This is a genomic window from Azorhizobium doebereinerae UFLA1-100, assembly GCF_000473085.1.
Taxonomy (GTDB): Bacteria; Pseudomonadota; Alphaproteobacteria; order Rhizobiales; family Xanthobacteraceae; genus Azorhizobium; species Azorhizobium doebereinerae.
In genome coordinates, this window is the sequence record NZ_AXBA01000072.1 from 1 (window position 1) to 5,366 (window position 5,366).

At 66.1% G+C, this 5,366-nt stretch carries 7 protein-coding genes; all 7 read right to left on the bottom strand.

All coding sequences use genetic code 11. From position 1 onward, the window contains the following. On the bottom strand, positions 1–468 hold a 468-nt coding region (locus YU1_RS0125230), incomplete at its 3' end, for a Mu-like prophage major head subunit gpT family protein (protein WP_029006421.1). Positions 469–498: 30 nt separating this feature from the next. After that, on the bottom strand, positions 499–906 hold the full coding sequence (locus tag YU1_RS33760; protein ID WP_029006422.1) for a hypothetical protein: 408 nt from the start codon (positions 904–906) through the stop codon (positions 499–501). 40 nt (positions 907–946) lie between these two features. Further along, positions 947–1,420, bottom strand: a complete 474-nt coding sequence (locus tag YU1_RS34995; protein WP_029006423.1) for a phage protease — start codon at positions 1,418–1,420, stop codon at positions 947–949. After that, positions 1,417–1,899 carry a phage protease gene (locus YU1_RS35000; RefSeq protein ID WP_029006424.1) on the bottom strand — a complete coding sequence of 161 codons (483 nt, stop codon included), beginning with the start codon at positions 1,897–1,899 and terminating at the stop codon, positions 1,417–1,419. The genes YU1_RS34995 and YU1_RS35000 overlap by 4 nt, the downstream gene beginning before the upstream one ends. A 328-nt stretch (positions 1,900–2,227) precedes the next feature. Then, positions 2,228–3,118, bottom strand: coding sequence for a diguanylate cyclase (locus YU1_RS33110; protein ID WP_198019067.1), 891 nt, complete (start codon positions 3,116–3,118; stop codon positions 2,228–2,230). Between the two features lie 361 nt (positions 3,119–3,479). After that, on the bottom strand, positions 3,480–4,709 hold the full coding sequence (locus tag YU1_RS0125255) for a phage head morphogenesis protein (RefSeq protein WP_029006426.1): 1,230 nt from the start codon (positions 4,707–4,709) through the stop codon (positions 3,480–3,482). Positions 4,710–4,712: 3 nt separating this feature from the next. After that, positions 4,713–5,366, bottom strand: a 654-nt coding sequence (locus YU1_RS0125260; protein ID WP_029006427.1) for a phage portal protein family protein, incomplete at its 5' end; no start/stop codon positions are given.

The window sequence follows — 5,366 nt, forward strand, 5'->3', positions numbered from 1 at the left end:
GTTGGAGACGGTCGCCTGCGCGCCCGGCATCCCCACCGGATGGTCGGTGTCGAAGAAGGGCTGGCCGTCATAGCAGGCCGTNGTCCAGGCCGCCGGGATCAGCTCGCCGAAGACGAGATCATCGGGATGCTCGGCGGCGGCCTGGCCCAGCAGCTCGAAGCGCGGGGCATAGATGCCGAGCCGGTCGTCCTCGATGTCGTCGCGGCTCACCGAGACCGTCAGCTCGAACTTGCGGTTCTTGATGGCGTAGCCATGGGCGCGCAGGCCGTGCACCTGGCGGTCGCCGATCCATTCCCGCATCTTGGGGATATCGCCCAGCCAGCCATAGGTCTCTTCCGAGGAGGTGGACGGCACCACCGTGCAAAGGGTGGTGTAGAGCGCGGAAACGCCCGCGAAACCCTTCTGGAAATTGGTCTTGAAGCCCTTGTTGATGGCCGAGATCAGCTCGGGCGTGACGACGCGGGGCATGGGGCTCTCGCTTCTAGCTAGGGGTTGGGATCAGAAGCCGAGGCGGACCCAGACGCCCTGGGCGTCCAGGTCGATCACGGCGCCGGCTTGCGAGCGGGTGTTGCCGCCGTGGGTCTTGGCCACCGTCTGGTCGTCCACCAGGAAGCAGGGCTTGCCGATCTCGGCCGCCGTGACCGCATCCGTGGGGAGGTTGAAGAGGCGGAAGGTGCCGCGCCGGGTGGTGATGCTGATGGCGCCGTCCGCCCCGCCGGAATTGTCGGCGGTAGCATCGGCAATGCCGAGCACGATCAGGCCGAGGCCGGTCTTGCCCGGCTTGGCGAGGCCGCCCTCGCTGACGGTGACGGCGCCGCCATGGATCACCGTGTCGGCGGCGACGGGGGCGGTGGAGGTGACGCCGGCCTTCTCGGACACGACGCGGGGGGCGGTGAGCGCGACCATGGGTGGGAGCCTTTGCTGGCCTTTCCGGCCGGTTGGGGGATCAGGCGGCCGGGAGGCCGTTGGCGGCGCGGAACTCGGCCTCGGTGAGGCCCAGCTGGCGGATCACCTCACGGTCATCGGCGCTGAGCAGCGCCGGATTGCCCTCCGGCGGGGTCTTGCCGCCGAGGCCGGAGACGCCCAGAAGCTCGGGCGCCGAGGCCAGCAATTGCTCCACGGCGGCAAGGCCGGCATCGGTGGCGCACAGGGCGACGTAATGGTCGCGCTGCGCCGGCAGGATCTTCTTGGCCTGCAAGGCGCCCTCGATCACCGCTTCCACCTTGGCGCTGCGCTGGCTGCCGCGCAGGGTGTCCAGTTCGGTGGACACGGCGGCAAGCTTGGCCACCGTCTCCTCATGCACCGCCTTGGGCACATGCACCGCAGGGTCGGCCGAGGTCTTCAGGGTGGTGACGGCGGCAAGGCACTCGGCCTCGCTCGCGGTCTCGGCTAGGCCAAGCGCGGCAAGCACGGTCTTCATGGGGATCTCCGGGGTGTGAGACGGATCGGCCTGGGCCAAGGCCGGCTGCGCGGCGAGCGCCGGGGATGCCACCAGCGCCACGCTCTTGAGCCACAGCGCCTCGCCTTCGGGGCGGGAAAGGCGGGCGAGACATAGGGATAGGCCTTGAGCAGCGCGGGCGCGGCGGCGGGGTCGATCCACGCGACGCGGCCATAAAGCGCCGCGCCGTCCTGCTCCAGCGCGGTGACGAACCCCACCGGGTCGGCCCGCTCGCCCTTGGGCGCCAGGATCTCGGTGGCGTGGTTGATGTCGAGGGGCACTTTGAGGCCATCGGCCTGGAACCGGGCCATGAGCCGGGCAAAATCGATGGCGAACGCCCGGCCGTCGCGGGTGCGGATCGCACCGCCCTGCGGAAACAGCATGATGCGTTCGGGCGCGGCGTCCGTGGAGCCGGCGGCGAGAACGGTCAGGATGTGGGTATGGACGGCGGTGTTCGACATGCCCCGACCATGCCGGGCCGGCGGGGGCGGATCACGGGCGACAGGTGTCGCCGGGAGGGGGACAAATCACCGTCCGAGGGGCAGGTTAGCCCGTCAGTGAGGATGGCACCAATATCCTGCGCGTAGGAGGCGCGTTAAAGGTGGTTTGAAAGCCGTGACGAGCCAGCTTATGCCGTGCCGGGGAAGCGGGGCGCCAGCCGCCGAAAAGCGCTCCCAGGCTTTCGCAATCGAAAACGCCAGTGCCGCTCCTTCCCTGCGGACCATCGCTAGATGGTCTGTCCTACGCGAGGGGCCCAGAGATTTTCTCGAACCCATCGTGGGCGCGCCGTCAAGTCGGCCCCTCAGACTTGGTCGCGGCTTGGCCCATTGAGACATCCCAGACGGTCGCGCGATTCCGCCCCATCGCCTTGGCCGTGTAAAGCGCCTTATCGGCATTGTCGATCGACTGCTCTACGGTCAAATCAGGGGCCAAAAGGGCCAGTCCGAACGAGGCTGTAACGTGAAACCTCTCATTTCTCGCCGCTTCAAATGGCAACGAGCTAATTTCTTGACGTAACCGATCAATGATACTGAAGCCAACTTCTAAATCCGCATTTGGCAGGCAAATCAAAAACTCTTCTCCACCATATCTGAATACGCGATCGTAAGGGCGGAGATGGGCCATAATGTAGTGAGATATGTCGACTAAAACCTTATCTCCGACCGCGTGGCCATATTTATCATTGACAACCTTGAAATGATCCAGGTCGACCATCGCAACGGTGCAGGCCTGCACATTGCGCACAACCAGTTCACGTTGTTCGCGGAGATTTGTCAGCATTCCCGTGCGACTTGGCGTTCCCGTCAGCGGATCGAGATTGTAGAGCCCATTTTCAAGTTCACGCTGGAGAGTTGCGACCTCTAGACGGAGGCGTTTAGTCGCCGTCACGAAGCGTTCGTAGTCCCCGATCGAAATTGGCACCCCATCCCTGGAGGAGCGTAGAAGTGTTCCGGCATATTGGTGCATGCGCTCATGAGCCGTGCCGACCTCCGAGATGCCCGGAAGGCGCTCGAGATCAACGATTCCAATTTTGTAATACCATTGCCCAAACCGGCACAGACGATGTGCGTCACCACTCAGATCCCGTTGGTCAGGCTCCAAGTGACAAATCAAGGTGCCGTAGAGCGCCTCCGCCCATTGCTCGTGATTATAGATAGCCTGCTCCAGTTCCTTCAGCACTGCACGCATCATCTCGGAAGGGATGGGTGAGACAGGCATTTTTCTCAGAGCTCGGCCTTAGAATTACAAATGCATTATTGAATCAATTTCCTGCTCCGACTAGATGGCGCATCAAAATTTGATTGCCAGAGATTTTGCTAGACTGAACCGCCTCGGATTCAAGGCACCGCGAGGACGTGCAGCGAGAGCTGGATGTGATCTCGCTCGAGGTGAGGCGCGGCCAGATAAGGCGCGGTGCGTCAGCTTCTTGAAGGGCGCCGCATTTTGCCCTATCTGCGTTTTGCACGGCGGCGAAGTCCGTTGGCCTCGATTGCCCGCTGGAGGGATGCCCTGAAAGGGGATTCGGCTCCTCCCCGCCGTGCTACTCCTCTTTCGACGTCCGCACCGCCTTCAGGCTTGGCTGCATATCGCGCCGGTGCATGGAGATGACCCGCAGGTAGCCGTTCTCCGATCTGGTGACGTTGGCGCGCCACCAGGCCTTCCCGAGGTTGAAGAGCATCGCCCGCCGCTTCGGGCTCTTGTCCGCCACCACCGTCCCCTCGGCGATGGCCACCGGCAGCCGCCGCAGATCCTCATAGCTGCGGCCATCCTTATACCGGCCATCGTGATTGGCCCGTGCCACCACGTCCGCGCCGTTGACGGAGACCAGAGGCGACTTCGCTCCCATTTCGGCCTGGAGCTTCGGCGAGACGCCGACCGGCAGCCACACCTGGCGCGCCTCAGCCTCCGGCAGGCGGCTCACCACCCGCGTCCACGGGCTGTCCCACAGCTGCTCCAGGGTGCGCGCGGCGTCAGTGGGCGCGGCATCCACCAGGGACTGCTCCAGGGCCCGCAGCACGCCCTTCACACGGGCCAGGCCCGGATTGCCGCCCCAGCCGGGATCGATACCCACCGGCACATGCACGATCTCGCCGGTGCGCTTGTTGGTGAAGGCGCGGGTCTCGATCACCGGCCGCTCGGCGGAATAGCGAATATCGTTGTCGTTGGCGGGAACACGGGCCAGCAGGTCGTCGCGCTCGCGGGCGGTGATCTGGCGCACGGTGCATTTGCACAGCCAGCCGTTGGGCGGGAAGTGGCTCGACCAGAACGGATCATCCACCGGCAGGATCGTGCCGACCCAGGAGAGGTGCTCCTTGCGCGGGTCGGCCGCCGTGGTGCGCACATAGAGCAGATAAGGCAGCGCCCTCTTGGTGCGCTGTGCCCGCTCCCATTGGCCGGCGGCGCGGGCCGAGGCCATGTTGCCCCAGAAGATGGTCTTGAGCCGGCGTGGCGCGGTGAAGTCCACCGCCGTGTCCGGCTGGTCGCCCGCGGGATCAGCCACCATCCGCAGGCCGCCCCAGCCGATGCGCTGGAGATCCGCCACCACTTGCGTGCGCCAGGTCTCGAAGCCAAGCCCGTCCCGCTGCGCCTTGGCGATGGAGGCCTTGAAGGTGGTGAGCAGCTCGGTCTCCACCGCTTTGGCGACAGTGAAGGCGTGGGCATGTTCCTCCTGCCAGACATCCTGCCAGTGGAAGCCGGGCTTGAGGCCCTTGTCGTCCAGATAGCGCGTCACCTCCGGCGGCGGGCCGAAGCCGCGNGTGGTCTCGGCCATGGCTCAGTCCACCGCGTCGCCGATGCCGCGGGCGATGGCGGTGGCCTGGGCCAGGGCCTCGGCGAGGCGCGCCCCATCTGGACCGCGCGCCTCCAGCAGGGCCAGAGCCTCGTCAAACGAGGTGGCCGTGGCCAGCACCTGGCGCAGCGGATCGAGCAAGGGATCGGTGATGTCCTGCCAGTCGTCGAGCGCTGCCTCGAAGGCGGCATCGGTCTCGGCAATGCCGTCCGGCACTTCGCCGGGCGCCCGCAGCAAGACCGGCGGCGCGCAGGTGCCACAGGCGCAGCCGGCCCCGTGGGCGGCCAGGCGCTTGGCCTTGGGCTCCGGCGGAGCCTCGGCGGGCGCTGCGGCTGCGGGCGCCTGGAGCAGTTCGTCGTCTTCCCCCGGCTCCGATAGGCCCATGCGGTCGCGGATCTCCCGCTGGCTCACNTTCAGCCCCACCGGCACCAGCCGGGCCACCGCATCCGCCAGAGCNGCGATGTCCTCCGGCTCGGTCACCGGCCATTCGGCCTTGGGNTAGAGCGGCTGTGGGCCGAAGTTCATGGCCACGAACCACTGGATCAGGTCGCGATTGACCGTCTGGCCCAGCTGGCGGCCGTCCGCCTGGGCGATGTCGATGCGCACCTTGTCGTGGATCTTGGCCTGGCCGTAGGACGA